Source organism: Streptomyces sp. NPDC089915, assembly GCF_040684675.1.
GTDB lineage: Bacteria > Actinomycetota > Actinomycetes > Streptomycetales > Streptomycetaceae > Streptomyces.
In genome coordinates this window covers 1-14,211 of the sequence record NZ_JBFBGN010000086.1, presented here as the reverse complement: position 1 = coordinate 14,211, position 14,211 = coordinate 1, and the positions used below count along the sequence as shown (strand labels likewise).

Here is a 14,211-nt window from a genome sequence, read left to right as displayed (position 1 = left end):
CGACCGGAATCCGCCTCTTCGGCAGGGGTCAGCCGAGGGTCGGGTGGGCCTCCGGGTGGGCGTCCCACCATGTCCGGTGGAAGGCGTTATTGTCCACGTTCGCCAGGTAGGCCTCCACCGCCGCCCGATGGAGCAGCTCCCCCTGGTGGGCCGGGACCGAGGCCCGGTTCCAGGCCAGCCGGATCCGCCCGGTGACCGGGGTGCCGGCCAGGGGCCGCATGACCGTCCCCGGTACGGCGGGGGCGGTGGGCTGGCTCAGCGAGATCGCCCGGCCGGCGGCGATCAGGTCGTGCTGCATCTTGCGGTCGGTGATCCGGTAGCGCAGCGAGGGGGTGAACCCCGCCCTGGCGCAGGCCTCGACCAGGGCCTCGGGACCGCCGTCGTCGTCCTGGACCAGGGTCATCCACTGCTCCCCGGCCAGGTCGGCCAGGTCCAGCCGGCCCCGGCCGGCCAGGGGGTGCCGCGCGGACATCCGGATGCAGAACGGCTCCCGGGGCACGACGGTGCGGACCCGGACGCCGCCGGGCAGGGGGACCTCGTAGTCGTTGACCTCGCCGTAGACGATCGCGTCGTACCGGCCGGCGCCGAGCATCCGGACCAGGGTGGTCACCGAGTTCTCCAGGTCCACGGCCACCTCCCGCCCGGAGGGGGCCAGGTCGGTGCGGGCGAGCAGGCCGTCCAGCAGGACGAGCAGGATGCACCCGAGCCGCAGGGGCACGTCCGCCGCCAGGGCCCGGGCCTCGGCGCCCAGGGCGTCCATCTCGCCGAGCACGCGGCGGGCCTTGGAGAGGACGAAGTGGCCCAGCGGGGTGGGCTCCACCCCGCTGCGGCCGCGCACGAAGAGCTCGCCGCCCGTGACCCGCTCGATCCGGCGCAGCTGGGCGGAGAGCGCCGGCTGGGAGACCCCGAGCCACCGGGCCGCCGCGCCCAGGCTGCCCGCTTCCGCTATCCGGCAGACGGCTTGCAGGTGCCTCAACTCCAGCTGCATCCCGGCAGCTTACGAACGGCGGCCCCGGCGCACCATAACCCGCGCCTTATGCCCGCAGGGATGTCCCAATCTCGCCATGTCCACGCCCATACTCGGCGACGGCGTACAGCCAGACCCCCCACACACGATCGGAGTGGACTCGTGCAGCCCACCAGATGGACGGCGTCCGTGGCGGCCTTCGCGCTGACCGCGAGCCTCGCCGGCGCGCTGGCCGGCACCGCGTCGGCCGCGCAGCAGCCGGATCCCGTACCACCCCGGCCCTCCCGGGCGGACCGGGCCGTGGCCGCCGCGGACGCGGCCGTCCGCAGCGGCCTGGACAGCCTGGTCAACCAGCCGCAGCAGCGGTACGACCGGCGCCTGGTCACCCCCTGGGTGCAGGACCTGTTCTCCGTCGCGTACGAGCGCAGCTACCGGGGCCTGCCGGTCGTCGGCGGCGACGCGGTCGTCCTCGCGGACGGGGAGGGCAAGGTCCGCGCCCTCCAGTCGGCCTCCTCGACCGTGATCGACGTGTCGGTCACCCCCTCCGTCACCGCCAAGGCGGCGGAGTCCTCCTCGCGGGCCGAGCTGGCGAAGGTGGACAGGGTCGAGAGCAGCCGCCTGGTCGTCCGGCTCAAGGACGACAAGCCGGTGCTGGCCTGGGAGACGGTCCTGACCGGGTCGACGAAGTCGGCGCCCAGCCGGATGCACGTCTACGTGGACGCCCGTACCGGCAAGGTCGTCGACCGCTGGGACGAGGTCGTCGCGGGCAGCGGCAACAGCAAGTGGAACGGCCCCAACCCGCTGACGGTCGACACCACCGCCTCCGGCGGCACGTACTCCCTGCGCGACCCCAACCGCCCGGGCCTGAGCTGCCAGGACTACAGCACCGGCACCGTCTTCTCGAAGTCCTCGGACTCCTGGGGCACCGGCAACCCGACCTCCAAGGAGACCGGGTGCACGGACCTCATGTTCGCCGCGCAGAAGCAGTGGGACATGCTGCGCCAGTGGCTCGGCCGCAGCGGCGTCGACGGCAACGGCCGCAGCTTCCCGGGCAAGGTCGGCCTGAACGACCTCAACGCGTACTGGGACGGCAGCTCCGTCACCATCGGCCACAACAGCGCCAACGAGTGGATCGCCGGCATCGACGTCGTGGGCCACGAGTACGGGCACGCCATCGACACCAACACCCCCGGCGGCACCAGCGGCCAGGAGTCCGGACTGGGCGAGGGCACCGGCGACATCTTCGGCGCGCTCACCGAGGCCTACGCAAACGAGCCCGCCCCGTACGACACCCCCGACTACACCGTCGGCGAGATGATCAACCTCCAGGGCCGGGGCCCGATCCGGAACATGTACAACCCCTCGGCGGTCAACAACGACCCCTCCTGCTACAGCTCCTCGATACCGAGCACCGAGGTGCACGCGGCCGCGGGACCGCTGAACCACTGGTTCTACCTGCTGGCCGAGGGCAGCAACCCCGGCGGCGGCAAGCCGAGCAGCAGCACCTGCAACCAGTCCACGGTCACCGGCGTGGGCGTACAGAACGCCGGCAAGATCTTCTACGGCGGCATGCTGCTCAAGACCAGCAGCATGTCCTACAAGAAGTACCGGACGGCGACGCTGAGTTCCGCGAAGTCCCTCGACGCCTCCTGCGACCTGTTCAACAAGACCAAGGCCGCCTGGGACGCCATCAGCGTGCCCGCCCAGTCCGGCGACCCGTCCTGCGCCCCCAGCGGACAGGGTGACTTCTCGCTCACCCTCAACCCCGCCTCGGGCAGCGTGCAGCAGGGCGCCTCGGTGACCACCACCGTGGCCACCAGCACCACCACCGGCCAGGCCCAGCAGGTCACCCTCACCGCGAGCGGCCTGCCCGCCGGGGTCACCGCCTCCTTCAACCCGGCCACCGTGCAGTCCGGCCAGTCCTCCACCCTGACCCTGTCGGCGAGCTCCACCTCGGCACCCGGCCCGTCCACGGTCACCGTCAAGGGCCAGGGCTCCGCCCAGGCGCACACCGCCGACTACGCCCTGACCGTCGGCGGCGGCCAGCCCGACCCCAACACCCCGCCGGACATCAGCGCGGCCAACGTCCAGGCCCACCTGAACCAGCTGGGCACCATCGCCTCGCAGAACGGCGGCAACCGCCGCGCCGGCAGCGGCGGCCACACCCAGTCCCTCGCCTACATCAAGGGCAGGCTCCAGGCGGCCGGCTACACCGTCACCGAGCAGGCCTGCACCTCCTGCACCTACCCGTCGAACAACCTGATCGCCGACTGGCCGGGCGGCCCCGACGACCAGACCGTCATGTTCGGCGCCCACCTCGACAGCGTCTCCGCCGGCCCGGGCATCAACGACAACGGCTCCGGCTCCGCGACCCTGCTGGAGAACGCGCTGGTCCTGGCCCAGAAGAACCCCGCCATGACCAAGCACGTGCGCTTCGCCTGGTGGACCGACGAGGAACAGGGCCTCAACGGCTCGAAGTTCTACGTGGGCCAGCTGAGCAGCGCCCAGCGCGCCGCCATCAAGGGCTACTACAACTTCGACATGGTCGGCTCGCCCAACGGCGGCTACTTCATCAACAACCTCAACTCCACGACCGCCGCGCCCCTGAAGGCGTACTGGACCTCGCTGAACCTCGCCCCCGAGGAGAACACCGAGGGCCAGGGCCGCAGCGACGACTACTCCTTCCAGCAGGCGGGCATCGCCACCTCCGGCTACGCGGCCGGCGCCAGCGCCCGCAAGACCGCCGCACAGGCCTCGAAGTGGGGCGGCACCGCGAACGCCGCCTACGACTCCTGCTACCACAGCTCCTGCGACACCCCGAGCAACATCAGCGCCACGGTCCTGGACCGCAGCGCCGACGGGGTCGCCTACACCATCTGGAAGCAGGCCGTCGGCGGCACCGCCCCGGCCTCCGACTTCTCCCTCGCCACCTCCCCCGCCGCCGGCACCGCCGCCCCGGGCTCCAGCGTCACCTCGACGGTGAACACCACCACCGTCAGCGGCAGCCCCCAGAACGTCGCCCTGACGGTCTCGGGCGCACCGGCCGGGGTCACCGCCACCCTCAGCCCCTCCTCCGTCCAGTCCGGCCAGTCCGCCACCCTCAACGTCCAGGTCGCCGCGGGCACCGCCCCCGGCACGGCCACGCTGACCGTGACCGGCACCGGCACCGCCACCCACAGCACCACCTACACCCTGACGGTCAGCGGGGGCGGCGGTGGCTGCACCCCGGCCGAGACCGTCGCCAACGGCGGCTTCGAGACCGGCACCAGCCCCTGGAGCACCACCTCGGGCGTCATCACCAACCAGGCCGGCGAGACCCCGCACGCCGGCGCCTACATGGCGTGGCTCAACGGCTGGGGCTCCCCGCGCACCGACAGCGCCGCACAGTCGCTGACCCTCCCGGCCGGCTGCTCCTCGGCCCGCCTCTCCTTCTACCTGCACATCGACACCGACGAGACCGAGAACACCGTCTACGACACGTTCACCGTCTCGGTGGGCGGCCAGACCCTGGAGACCCTGTCCAACGTGGACGCGGGATCCGGCTACGTGCTCAAGAGCTATGACGTCTCCCAGTTCGCCGGGCAGACCGTCACCCTCGGTTTCCAGGGCGTGGAGGACCAGTCCCTCCAGACCTCCTTCGTGGTCGACGACGTCAGCCTCCGCGTGAGCTGACCGACCCCGCGGCGCCTTCCCAGGGGCCCGGTCCGGCACCCCGCCGGACCGGGCTCCGCCGCGTCCGCCCCTGTCCACGGCGGAGGGAGGACGGCCCGGCTTTGGACACGGCGGCGCATCCCGGGCCGCCGGAGGCTCCGGCATGATCGGTTCCCCGAGCCCCGATCCCAGGAGATCCCCGCCATGTCCGACATCTTGGTCCGCGCCGCCCAGCCCGGGGACTTCGCCCAGTGGCGCGCCCTGTACCGGGGCTACGCCGAGTTCTACCGGGTGGAGCAGACCGAGGAGGCCGCGGCCACGGTGTGGTCGTGGATCAACGACCCGGCGCACGAGGTGAGCGCCCTGGTCGCCGAGGACGCGCAGGGCAGGCTGGTCGGCCTGGCCCACCACCGCACCTTCGCCCGCCCGCTGTCCGCGACGACCGGCTGCTTCCTGGACGACCTGTTCGTGGCCCCCGAGCACCGCGGCGGCGGCGCGGCCGACCTGCTGCTCGGCGCCCTGCGCGAGCTGGCGGCGGAGCGCGGCTGGAGCGTCGTGCGGTGGATCACCGCCGACGACAACCACCGGGCCCGGTCCAAGTACGACCAGGTGGCGACCCGGACCATGTGGGTCACGTACGACATGGCCCCCGGCCGCTGACCTCCCCGCACCGCCCACCGGTCAGCGGCAGGCGCCGGCGGCCAGTTCCAGCTCGTCCGCCCACACCGCCGCGTCCCGGGGGCCCACGTGCGGGGCGGCCAGGGAGCGGACGCGGAAGCGGTTGCGCGGGGTGGCCGCGTCCGCCTCGCGGATCATCAGGTCCTGGAGGGCGAGCGGGATCGCCCGGTCCCGGGTGAACCGCAGGAAGGTGCGCGGCACCCGCCCCCACCCGTCCGGGATCCCCCGGCAGTCGGCCGCGGCGATCGCCGCCGACTCGTCGGGCTCCAGGGTGGCGAGCAGCGCCCGCACCTCGGCGTCGGTCCGGTCCGCGGCGAGGGCCTCCTTGGCCGCCGCGAGGAACGCGGGGGCGCCGGAGCGCCAGTCGGTCCGGTCGACGCCGAGTGCGGGCGGGGTCTCGATCCGGTCCATCCGCGACAGGGCGCTGGTGGAGGCCTCGGGGGTGGACATGAGCCGCTCGGCGGAGGTGTGCCCGGTCGCGCAGTACGCGGAGGCGTACACCAGGTGGGAGATCAGTTCCGGCACCCGGTTGGCGACCGCGTTGAGGGTCACCCCGCCCATGCCCCGGCCGGCCAGGACGACGGCGCCGAGGCGGGAGGCCCGCCGTACGACGCCCACGACGTGTTCGGCGAAGTCGTCGAGGGTCAGCTTCCCGAGCGGCGAGGGCTCGGTGCGCAGCGCCTCCGGGTCCTGCGGGGTCTGGTAGGAGGCCGGGTAGTAGGCGCCGCGCCCGTGCCCGGGCAGGTCTACGGCGACCGCCTTGTGGCCGCGCAGTGCCAGCTCGGCGAGGACGGGCGCCCACTCGTGGGAGTTCCCGCAGGCCCCGTGTACGAGCACGAACACGGGCGCCGCGCAGCGCCGCTCGTCCGCGCGGGCGGCACCCGCCCCCTGAAGGCCGGCCGCCGCCCCGGCCGCCGCCACCCCGGCCCCGGCGATGGCCGCCTTCAGCACTCCGCGCCGGGACCGCGCCGCCGCTCCCCTGCTGTCACTGGTCTCGTTCATGCGTCCGACTTTAGGAGCGGGCCCGGACCTCCTCACCGCATTCCGGACACCCCTTCCCGGCGTGCCGCCGGCCGGGACGGCCCGAAAGCACCGGCACCCGGCGGCGAGCTGAATCCCCATCAGGTCAAGCGTCCCGGACCCTTGACTCCTTACGCGCCAGTAGGGATTCTCATGGCCAATGTTGTGCGGGGCATGACAAATTCATGCCTTGATTTCGACCGCGCTCTCCGCCGACCGAAGGCCTGAGTGATCACCTTGACCCCTCACCCCCCTCCGCGCCCGCGCCGCCGGCGCGGGCGGCGCCGCCCCATCGCGCTCCTGTCCGTACTGATCGCCGTCCTCGCCATGGCGCTCGCCCCCGCGCCCAGCTCGGCCGCCGGCGCCGCGGCCGATCCCGGCTGGTGGAACCCCATCGCCCGGCCGCAGCCGGACTCCGGCATCAACGTGACCGGCGAGCCCTTCAAGGGCACCGACGCCCAGGGCAGGGTCCGCGGCTTCGTCGACGCCCACGACCACCTGATGTCGAACGAGGGCTTCGGCGGCCGGCTCATCTGCGGCAAGCCCTTCTCCGAGATGGGTGTCGCCGACGCCCTCAAGGACTGCCCCGAGCACTACCCCGACGGCAGCCTCGCCGTCTTCGACTTCATCACCAAGGGCGGGGACGGCAAGCACGACCCCGTCGGCTGGCCCACCTTCAAGGACTGGCCCGCCCACGACTCCCTGACCCACCAGCAGAACTACTACGCCTGGGTCGAGCGCGCCTGGCGCGGCGGCCAGCGGGTCCTCGTCAACGACCTGGTCACCAACGGGGTGATCTGCTCGGTCTACTTCTTCAAGGACCGCGGCTGCGACGAGATGACGGCCATCCGCCTGGAGGCGCAGAAGACCTACGACATGCAGGCCTTCATCGACAAGATGTACGGCGGCCCCGGGAAGGGCTGGTTCCGCATCGTCACCAGCTCCGACCAGGCCCGTGAGGTGGTCAAGCAGGGCAAGCTGGCCGTGGTCATGGGGGTGGAGACCTCCGAGCCCTTCGGCTGCAAGCAGATCCTCGACGTGGCCCAGTGCTCCAAGGCGGACATCGACCGGGGCCTGGACGAGCTGTACGGGCTGGGCGTGCGCAGCATGTTCCTGTGCCACAAGTTCGACAACGCCCTGTGCGGGGTGCGCTTCGACGAGGGCGCCCTGGGCACGGCGATCAACGTCGGCCAGTTCCTGTCGACCGGAACCTTCTGGCAGACCGAGCAGTGCGCCGGCCCGCAGCACGACAACCCGATCGGCCTGGCACCCGCGCCGACGGCGCAGAAGGAACTGCCCGCCGGGGTCGCGGTCCCCTCGTACGCGGCCGGCGCCCAGTGCAACAGCCGCGGCCTCACCGAGCTCGGCGAGTACGCGGTGCGCGGGATGATGAAGCGGAAGATGATGCTCGAGGTCGACCACATGAGCGTCAAGGCCGCGGGGCGGGCCTTCGACATCCTGGAGTCCGAGTCCTACCCCGGCGTGATCTCCTCGCACAGCTGGATGGACCTGGGCTGGACCGAACGCCTCTACAAGCTGGGCGGGTTCGCCGCGCAGTACATGAACGGCGCCGAGGGGTTCAGCGGCGAGGCCGCCCGGACGAAGGCGCTGCGCGACAAGTACCAGGTCGGCTACGGGTACGGCACCGACATGAACGGCGTCGGCGGCTGGCCCGGACCCCGGGGCGCCGACACCCCGAACCCGGTGAAGTACCCCTTCCGCAGCACCGACGGCGGTTCCGTCATCGACCGCCAGACCACCGGTGAGCGCACCTGGGACCTCAACACCGACGGCGCCGCCCACTACGGCCTGGTCCCCGACTGGATCGAGGACATCCGGCAGGTCGGCGGCCAGGGCGTGGTCGACGACCTCTTCAAGGGCGCCGAGTCCTACCTCACCACCTGGGGCGCCTCCGAGAAGCACCAGGGAAGCGTCAACCTGGCCGCCGGGTCCTCCGCCTCGGCGTCCACCTCGGAGTGGTGGAACCCCTTCGTCGACTACTCGCCCGCCCGGGCCGTGGACGGCGACTCGGGCACCCGCTGGGCCAGCGAGTGGAACGACGACCAGTGGCTGCGCGTCGACCTCGGCTCGGCGCACCGCGTCGGCCGGGTCACCCTCGACTGGGAGCGCGCGTACGGGAAGGCGTACCGGATCGAGACGTCCACGGACGGCTCGAACTGGCAGACGGTCTGGTCCACGTCCGACAGCGACGGCGGCCTGGACACGGCCCGGTTCGACGGGGTGACGGCCCGCTACCTCCGCGTCCAGGGGGTGCGGCGCGCCACCCAGTGGGGCTACTCCCTGCACGAGGTGGGCGTCTTCAGCAGCTGAGGCGGCGGGGGCCGGCCGGTCCGGCCGGCCCCCGCTCCGGTGCGTGAACGAGAGGGGTCCCATGGCCCGGATGCCGTCGGCGGAGCGCCGGGCCCAGCTGACCGAGGCCGCGATCCGCGCGATGACCCGCGACGGGGTCGCCCGCACCACGACCCGGTCCATCGCGGCCGAGGCCGGGGTGTCGCTGAGCGTCGTCCACTACTGCTTCGACTCCAAGCAGGCCCTGCTCGAAGCGGTCATCGAGGCGATCACCGCCCACTACGTCACGGTGGTGCGGGAGGCGATCCGCCCGAAGCCCACCCTGCGCGAGACGATCCGGGCGGGCTTCCAGGCGTACTGGGACCACGTGTGCGCCCAGCCCGGCGAGCACATGCTGACGTACGAGCTCACCCAGTACGCCCTGCGCCGGCCGGGGTTCGAGCACCTGGCGCGCCGCCAGTACGCGATGTACCGGGACACCTACGAGGAGCTCATCCGGCAGCTGGGCCACGACACCGGACTGGTCCCCCGGGTCCCGGTCTCCGTGCTGGCCGGCTATCTGGCCGCGATGACGGACGGGCTGACCCTCGCCCTGCTGGTGCTCGGCGACGAGAAGTCGGCCGCCGGGATCCTGGACATGATCACCGACCATGTCCAGGACCTCATGGGCCCGTGAGGCTCAGGCCGGGTCCGCCGCCCGCCACACGGTGGTGATGTTGCAGAACTCCCGGATGCCGTGGCCGGACAGCTCCCGCCCGTAACCCGACCGCTTGACGCCGCCGAAGGGGAGGGCGGGGTGGGAGGCCGTCATCCCGTTGACGAAGACACCGCCGGCCTCCAGGTCGCGGACGAAGCGCTCCAGGTCGGCCTCGTCCCGGGTCCAGACGTTCGAGCTGAGCCCGAACGGGGTGTGGTTGGCCCGCTCCACGGCCTCGTCGAGGCTGCCCACCCGGTACAGGGTGGCGACGGGCCCGAAGGTCTCCTCCAGGTCGATCCGCATCCGCGGGGTGACGTCGGCGAGCACGGTGGGCTCGTAGAACCAGCCGTCCGGGTGCTCCGGCGGGCGCCGGCCGCCGCACAGGACGGTGGCCCCGTGCCGGACGGCGTCGTCGACGAGCTCCTCCACGTCGGCCCGGCCGCTCTCGGTGGCCAGTGGCCCGACGTCGGTGGACTCCCGCATCGGGTCGCCGACGGTCAGCGCCGCCATGCCCTCCGTGAAGAGCCGGGCGAACTCCTCGTAGACGTCGGTGTGGACGATGAACCGCTTGGCGGCGATGCAGGACTGGCCGTTGTTCTGCACCCGCGCCGTCACGGCGGTCCGCGCCGCGCGGGCGACGTCGGCGGAGGGCATCACGATGTACGGGTCGCTGCCGCCCAGCTCCAGGACGGTCTTCTTGACCTCGTCCCCGGCGACCGAGGCCACGGCCCGCCCGGCCGGTTCGCTGCCGGTCAGGGTGGCGGCGGCCACCCTCGGGTCGCGCAGGATGCCCTCGACGGGGCCCGAGCCGATCAGCAGGGTCTGGAAGCAGCCCTCCGGGAAACCGGCCCGCCGGAAGAGGTCGCCCAGGTAGAGGGCCGTCTGGGGGACGTTCGAGGAGTGTTTCAGCAGGCCCACGTTGCCGGCCATCAGGGCGGGGGCGGCGAACCGTACGACCTGCCAGAGCGGGAAGTTCCACGGCATGACGGCGAGCACCACACCGAGGGGCCGGTAGCGCACCAGGACGGCCGAGGCCCCGGCGTCGCGGACGTCGGGGCCGGCGGGGTGCTCGTCGGCGAGGAGGCCCTCGGCGTGGGCGGCGTACCAGCGCATCGCCTTGACGCACTTGGCCGCCTCGGCGCGGGCGGCGGCCAGGGGCTTGCCCATCTCGATGGTCATGGTGCGGGCGATGTCCTCGCCCTCCGCCTCCAGCAGGTCGGCCGTCCGGCCGAGGAGTGCGGAGCGTTCGGCGAAGGTGGTGCGCCGGTAGGAGGCGGCCGTGCGCGCCGCCTCGTCCAGACAGCGCTCGATGCCGTCGGCGTCGAGCGCGTCGAAGGTGCGCAGGGTCCGGCCTGTGGCGGGGTTGACGGTGGCGATGGGCATGGTCCGACCTTCCTGCGAGGGAGCCGCCCCACCGACCCTGCCCGCCCGCTCCCCGGGGCGCAACGCGAGGGCCGGCCGCCGCCGCCCGCCTGCCGAGACGTTTCCGCGAAGGATCGCGCCGCGGTCGCACAATGGGACGAGGAGACCCGGAGGAGCCGGGCGGGAGGCACACGGACCGTGGACGAGCGGGCACAGGACGAACCGGAGCGCCGCCGGGAGTGGGCCCGGCGGCTGGTGGCGGGCCTCTCCGCGGCCGAGGACGCCGACCGCGCCCTGGCCGCCGCGCTGGACCCGGACCCCGATCTGCAGGCCGAGAACAGCGGCCGCCGCGCCCGGGCCGTGTACGCGGCCGCCCTGGGCCTCGGTCCGGCGGGCTGCGCCGCGGCCGCCGGGATCCCCGAGGCGCTGCTCGCCGGGTGGCGGGCCCAGGACCCCGCCTTCGAGGCCGCCCTCGCGGCGGCGACGGCCCTGGCGGCCGCCCACCGGGTCCCGGGCCGGGGACGGATCGGCGGGCTGGGGCTGCGGCTGTTCCTGCAGGCCGTGGCCCGGGGCGGGCACACCGGCACGGCCGCGACGGCCGTCGGCCTGCGCTCGGACCAGCTGCTGCGGCTGCGCCGGGCGAACCCCCTGGTGGCGGCCCTCGTGGACGCGGCCGTCCAGCAGGCGCGGGGGCTGCGCGGCGGCGACCGCCGCCCGAAGCGGACCCCGGCCTACCGGCTGGTCACCCTCCGCGCCCCGGCGTCCGGCCCGGACCCGGTGCACCCCCGGACGGATGCACCGCCGGACGCACCGCCGGAACGGGAACACCCCCGGACGGACGCACCGCCGGAACCGGTGCACACCCGGACGGACGCACCGCCGGAACGGGACGCACCGGCCTGACGGAGCGGCCCGGGGCTACGGGCGGCGGCGCGGCTTGCCGCCGCCGCGCTTGGGGGCGGCCGCGCCGCGGGCGTTCGGCTTGCCGCCCGACCGGGCCGCCGGCTTGCCGGTGCCCTTGCCGCCGGTCTTCTTCGCCGGGGCGGCCTTGCGCTCCTGCTTGGGCTGCGCGGGCGCCGCCTGGCGGCCGCGCGAGCTGTTCACGGTCCGGCCCCGGACGATGCCGATGAAGTCCTCGACCATGTCGGTGGTCTTCTCCTCCGGCCAGGACAGCGCGACCCGCGAGGCGGGGCCGTCCGTCACCGTCCGGTAGGTGAGGTCCTTGCGGTGGTGCAGGCGGGCGAGGGACTGCGGGACGACGAGGACGCCGATACCCGCCGCCACCAGCTCGATCGCGTCCGCCGTGGTGGCGGGCCGTTCGAAGGCGGGCTTGCCGGGCAGCGTCTCCCAGCCGAGGACGTCGTCCAGCGGGTGGAGCACGATCTCGTCGGCCAGGTCCTCGGTGGAGACCTCGTCCACGGCGGCCACGACGTGGTCCTTGGGGACCACGACCACGGTGGTCTCGGTGTAGAGGGGGATCGCGCTGAGGTCCGCGCCGTCCACGGGCAGCCGGACGAACCCGGCGTCGGCGTCACCGGCGCGCAGCGCGGCGAACGCCTCGGCGGCGCTCACGCCGACGAGGGTCAGCGGAACGTCGGGCAGCCGCTCGTTCCAGATCCGCACCCACTTGGTGGGCGTCACTCCCGGGACATAGGCGAGCCGGAACGAAGGGGATGCATCCGAGCCTGTCACCCCGCAAGGTTACCGGTCGTGGTCGGAGCCCGCGCACATGCTCGATACCCTTGGAGCATGACGTCGCACCAGAGCACCCAGACGATGAAGCCCGCGACCGCGGCGAAGAAGCTGGGTGTGTACCTCGAGGCCACCCCCGCAGAGTTCCAGGAGGGCGTGGTCTCGCGCACCGAGCTGAACGCACTCCAGGCCGAGCCGCCCGCCTGGCTCGTGGAGCTGCGGCGCAACGGCCCGCACCCGCGCCCGGTCGTCGCCTCGAAGCTGGGCGTCTCCATCGCCGGCCTCGCCCGCGGCGGGGTCACCGAGGCGCTCACCACGGAGCAGATCGAGGCCCTGAAGCAGGACAACCCGGAGTGGCTGCAGAAGGAGCGCACCACCCAGGCCGAGGTCCGCAAGGAGGCCGTCCGCATCAAGGAGAAGCAGGCGGAGAAGGCGCAGAAGGACGCGCAGAAGCGTTCCTGACCCCCTTCCCCCGCACGCACGACGGCCGGGCCCGGCCCCCTCAGGGGGCCGGGCCCGGCCGTTCTCGTGCGCGGGCGGGTCAGCCGGCGTGACCCGAAAATCGGATGGCCGATGATCTCCGGCGCGGCAGACTCGCCACATGACGACGACCGGAACGGATCCCAAAGAAGACCTGCGCGTGTACCTCCAGGACGCCCGCGACGCCCTGCTCTGGAAGCTGGAGGGGCTCGGCGAGTACGACGTGCGGCGCCCCCTGACCCCCTCCGGCACCAACCTGCTGGGCCTGGTGAAACACCTGACCGGGGCCGAGGCCCTGTACTTCGGCGCCACCTTCGGCCGGCCCTTCGAGGCGCCGGGTCTGTGGATCACCGGCGCCGCCGAGCCCAACGCGGACCTGTGGGCCACCCCGGAGGAGTCCCGGGAGCGGATCACCGGGCTGTACCGCGCCGTGTGGGCCCACTCGGACGAGACGATCGGATCGCTGGACCTGGACTCCGTCGGCCGGGTGGCGTGGGGCGCCGGGAACGAGACCACGCTGCACCGGAGCCTGGTGCACATGATCTCCGAGACCGGCAGGCACGCCGGGCACGCCGACATCGTCCGCGAACTGGTCGACGCCACCACCGGCCTGCGGGTCGACGGCGAGTGCGTACCCCCCGGCGACACGGCGTGGTGGCGGGAGCACCGCGACCGGGTGGAACGGGCGGCCCGGGAGGCCGGCCGCACCGACGGCTCGGCACCCGGTCCGACGGTCTAGGGCCTGTCGCCGGACGGGGAGACCAGGCCCCACTCGTACGCCGTGATCACCAGCTGGACCCGGTCGCGGGCCCCCAGCTTCCCGAAGAGGCGGGCCACATGGGCCTTCGCGGTGGCGACGGAGATGAACAGTTCCTCGGCGATCTCCCCGTTCGACCGGCCCCGCCCCACCAGGGTGAGGACCTCCCGCTCCCGGTCGGTGACGCCCGCGAGCGGCCGCGCGGACCGGCCGGGGGCGGGGCCGGGTCCCCGGACGAAGTCCGCGATCAGGCGGCGGGTGACGCCCGGGGCGATCAGGGCGTCCCCGGCGGCGACCACGCGGACGGCCGCGAGGATGTCCTCCAGGGCCATGTCCTTGACCGCGAACCCGCTCGCGCCCGCGCGCAGCGCCCCGTAGACGTGCTCGTCCTCGTCGAAGGTGGTCAGGACCAGCACCCGGGGCGCTCCCGGCCCGCCGGTGATCCGACGGGTGGCCTCGATGCCGTCCATGCCCGGCATCCGGATGTCCATCACCACCACGTCGGGTCCGTGCGCGGCGGCCCGTTCGACGGCCTCCGCGCCCGTGCCGGCCTCGGCCACCACCTCCAGGTCGGGCGTCTCGTCGATCAGCACCCGC

At 73.4% G+C, this 14,211-nt stretch carries 12 protein-coding genes; 7 read left to right on the top strand and 5 right to left on the bottom strand.

Going from position 1 to position 14,211, the window contains the following annotated elements:
* Nucleotides 1-28: 28 nt before the first annotated feature.
* Nucleotides 29-988, bottom strand: coding sequence for a LysR family transcriptional regulator (locus AB0O29_RS23680; protein WP_365154393.1), 960 nt, complete (start codon nt 986-988; stop codon nt 29-31).
* A 141-nt stretch (nt 989-1,129) separates the two neighbouring features.
* Between AB0O29_RS23680 and AB0O29_RS23675 the strand changes: the two genes are divergently transcribed.
* Together AB0O29_RS23675 and AB0O29_RS23670 are read left to right on the top strand one after the other, a co-directional pair.
* Nucleotides 1,130-4,639: a M28 family peptidase gene (locus tag AB0O29_RS23675; protein ID WP_365154391.1), complete on the top strand. Its 3,510-nt coding sequence runs from the start codon at nt 1,130-1,132 to the stop codon at nt 4,637-4,639.
* A 183-nt stretch (nt 4,640-4,822) separates the two neighbouring features.
* Nucleotides 4,823-5,278: a GNAT family N-acetyltransferase gene (locus AB0O29_RS23670; protein WP_365154389.1), complete on the top strand. Its 456-nt coding sequence runs from the start codon at nt 4,823-4,825 to the stop codon at nt 5,276-5,278.
* Between the two features lie 21 nt (nt 5,279-5,299).
* Here the strand turns inward: AB0O29_RS23670 and AB0O29_RS23665 are convergent, their stop codons facing one another.
* A complete protein-coding gene (locus tag AB0O29_RS23665) occupies nt 5,300-6,298 on the bottom strand; it encodes an alpha/beta hydrolase (RefSeq protein ID WP_365154387.1) in 999 nt (332 codons plus the stop codon).
* A 345-nt stretch (nt 6,299-6,643) separates the two neighbouring features.
* Between AB0O29_RS23665 and AB0O29_RS23660 the strand changes: the two genes are divergently transcribed.
* Together AB0O29_RS23660 and AB0O29_RS23655 are read left to right on the top strand one after the other, a co-directional pair.
* Nucleotides 6,644-8,647 (top strand): discoidin domain-containing protein, encoded by a 2,004-nt coding sequence (locus tag AB0O29_RS23660; RefSeq protein WP_365154415.1) that lies wholly within the window; start codon nt 6,644-6,646, stop codon nt 8,645-8,647.
* A 61-nt stretch (nt 8,648-8,708) separates the two neighbouring features.
* Nucleotides 8,709-9,302, top strand: a complete 594-nt coding sequence (locus tag AB0O29_RS23655) for a TetR/AcrR family transcriptional regulator (RefSeq protein ID WP_365154413.1) — start codon at nt 8,709-8,711, stop codon at nt 9,300-9,302.
* Nucleotides 9,303-9,305: 3 nt separating this feature from the next.
* Here the strand turns inward: AB0O29_RS23655 and AB0O29_RS23650 are convergent, their stop codons facing one another.
* Entirely contained in the window at nt 9,306-10,706 is a 1,401-nt protein-coding gene (locus tag AB0O29_RS23650) for an NADP-dependent succinic semialdehyde dehydrogenase (protein ID WP_365154385.1), read from the bottom strand.
* Nucleotides 10,707-10,883: 177 nt separating this feature from the next.
* Here AB0O29_RS23650 and AB0O29_RS23645 point away from each other — a divergent pair, with 177 nt between their 5' ends.
* Complete coding sequence (locus AB0O29_RS23645) at nt 10,884-11,588, top strand: hypothetical protein (protein ID WP_365154383.1); 705 nt, start codon at nt 10,884-10,886, stop codon at nt 11,586-11,588.
* 15 nt (nt 11,589-11,603) lie between these two features.
* Here the strand turns inward: AB0O29_RS23645 and AB0O29_RS23640 are convergent, their stop codons facing one another.
* Nucleotides 11,604-12,377: a LysR family transcriptional regulator substrate-binding protein gene (locus AB0O29_RS23640; RefSeq protein ID WP_365154382.1), complete on the bottom strand. Its 774-nt coding sequence runs from the start codon at nt 12,375-12,377 to the stop codon at nt 11,604-11,606.
* Between the two features lie 57 nt (nt 12,378-12,434).
* Here AB0O29_RS23640 and AB0O29_RS23635 point away from each other — a divergent pair, with 57 nt between their 5' ends.
* Together AB0O29_RS23635 and AB0O29_RS23630 are read left to right on the top strand one after the other, a co-directional pair.
* Nucleotides 12,435-12,839 (top strand): DUF5997 family protein, encoded by a 405-nt coding sequence (locus AB0O29_RS23635; protein WP_365154380.1) that lies wholly within the window; start codon nt 12,435-12,437, stop codon nt 12,837-12,839.
* A 139-nt stretch (nt 12,840-12,978) separates the two neighbouring features.
* Nucleotides 12,979-13,596: a DinB family protein gene (locus AB0O29_RS23630; RefSeq protein ID WP_365154378.1), complete on the top strand. Its 618-nt coding sequence runs from the start codon at nt 12,979-12,981 to the stop codon at nt 13,594-13,596.
* On the opposite strand, the gene AB0O29_RS23625 is transcribed toward AB0O29_RS23630, so the two are convergent.
* Nucleotides 13,593-14,211: response regulator transcription factor (locus AB0O29_RS23625; protein WP_365154376.1), on the bottom strand; the 619-nt coding region annotated here is incomplete at its 5' end. The genes AB0O29_RS23630 and AB0O29_RS23625 overlap by 4 nt on opposite strands.

Bases quoted from the DNA above. Each gene is read 5' to 3' on its own strand.
- AB0O29_RS23680 (WP_365154393.1), bottom strand. From the start codon at position 988: ATGCAGCTGGAGTTGAGGCACCTGCAAGCCGTCTGCCGGATAGCGGAA.
- AB0O29_RS23670 (WP_365154389.1), top strand. From the start codon at position 4,823: ATGTCCGACATCTTGGTCCGCGCCGCCCAGCCCGGGGACTTCGCCCAG.
- AB0O29_RS23665 (WP_365154387.1), bottom strand. From the start codon at position 6,298: ATGAACGAGACCAGTGACAGCAGGGGAGCGGCGGCGCGGTCCCGGCGC.
- AB0O29_RS23660 (WP_365154415.1), top strand. From the start codon at position 6,644: ATGGCGCTCGCCCCCGCGCCCAGCTCGGCCGCCGGCGCCGCGGCCGAT.
- AB0O29_RS23655 (WP_365154413.1), top strand. From the start codon at position 8,709: ATGGCCCGGATGCCGTCGGCGGAGCGCCGGGCCCAGCTGACCGAGGCC.
- AB0O29_RS23650 (WP_365154385.1), bottom strand. From the start codon at position 10,706: ATGCCCATCGCCACCGTCAACCCCGCCACAGGCCGGACCCTGCGCACC.
- AB0O29_RS23635 (WP_365154380.1), top strand. From the start codon at position 12,435: ATGACGTCGCACCAGAGCACCCAGACGATGAAGCCCGCGACCGCGGCG.
- AB0O29_RS23630 (WP_365154378.1), top strand. From the start codon at position 12,979: ATGACGACGACCGGAACGGATCCCAAAGAAGACCTGCGCGTGTACCTC.